The sequence below is a fragment of the Streptomyces flavofungini genome (assembly GCF_041028215.1).
GTDB lineage: Bacteria > Actinomycetota > Actinomycetes > Streptomycetales > Streptomycetaceae > Streptomyces > Streptomyces flavofungini_B.
This window is the reverse complement of sequence record NZ_JASKYR010001418.1, coordinates 1-1,037: the sequence shown is the minus strand read 5'-3', so window position 1 is coordinate 1,037 and position 1,037 is coordinate 1. Positions and strand designations below refer to the sequence as shown.

General features: G+C 76.6%; 1 protein-coding gene. It reads left to right on the top strand.

Annotated features, from left to right (window positions below; translation table 11 throughout):
* The coding region (locus AB8Z36_RS41400) for an AMP-binding protein (protein WP_369218485.1) at window positions 1-1,037 on the top strand (1,037 nt) is incomplete at both ends.

Below are 1,037 nucleotides of genomic sequence, written 5' to 3'. Positions count from 1 at the left end.
TCCCCGCACCGCGGCGACGCTCGACATCCCGGGAGTGATGGTGCCCGTCCACGCCAACGACTACGTGACCGATCCGCCCGGCACCACCGGCCGGAGCCTGGACGCCCTGACCCTGCCGGAGGTGTTCGCCGCGGCCGTGCGCCGCGGCGGCGAGGCGACCGCCCTGCTCGACGGCGACCGCACCCGCACCTGGAACGCCTGGCGGACCGAGGTGGACGCGCTCGCACGCGGCCTCCAGGAAGCGGGCATCCGCCCCGGTGACGTCATCGCCCTGCACCTGCCCAACTCCTGGGAGTACCTGACCCTGCACCTGGCGGCCGCCGCGATCGGGGCCGTCACCATGCCCGTCCACCAGGGCAACGCCGCCACCGACGTACGGGCCCTGCTGGAGCGCGTCGGCCCCGCCGCCCTCGCCCTGCCGCCGCGCACTCAGGACGGCGGGGGCCCGCTGGCCGCCACGGCCCTGCGCCAGGCGCTGCCCGCCCTGCGCGCCGTGCTGGTCACCGGCGACACGGCCGCCCCCGGCACCCAGACCGTGAGCGCGCTGCTCGCGCGGTGGTCCGGAGAGCGCCCGCACCCCGTCCAGGTGCGCCCCGATGCGCCGTTCCTGCTGCTGCCCTCCTCCGGCACCACCTCGGCCCGGCCCAAGATCTGCGTGCACTCCCACGACGGGCTGCTCACCAACTCCCGCGCCGCCACCGAGGATTCCGCCGACGCCTACGCCGGAACGGTCCTGACCGCGTGCCCGCTGACCCACTGCTTCGGCCTCCAGTCGGCCTACTCCGCGCTCTTCCGGGCGGGCCGTCAGGTGCTCCTCGACGCCTGGGACGTCGACCGCTTCCTGGAGCTGGCCCGGCGCGAGCAGCCCAGTGTGGTGGTGGCGGTGCCCGCGCAACTGCACGACGTCGTCACCCGCGCCGCGGAGTTCACCGACGGCGCGGGCTTCCGGCCCGACCGGGTGCTCACCGCCGGAGCCGCCCTGCCCCCGGCGCTGGTGCGCTCGGTGCGCGCGGCCCTGGACACGGCGCTGGTGGTCG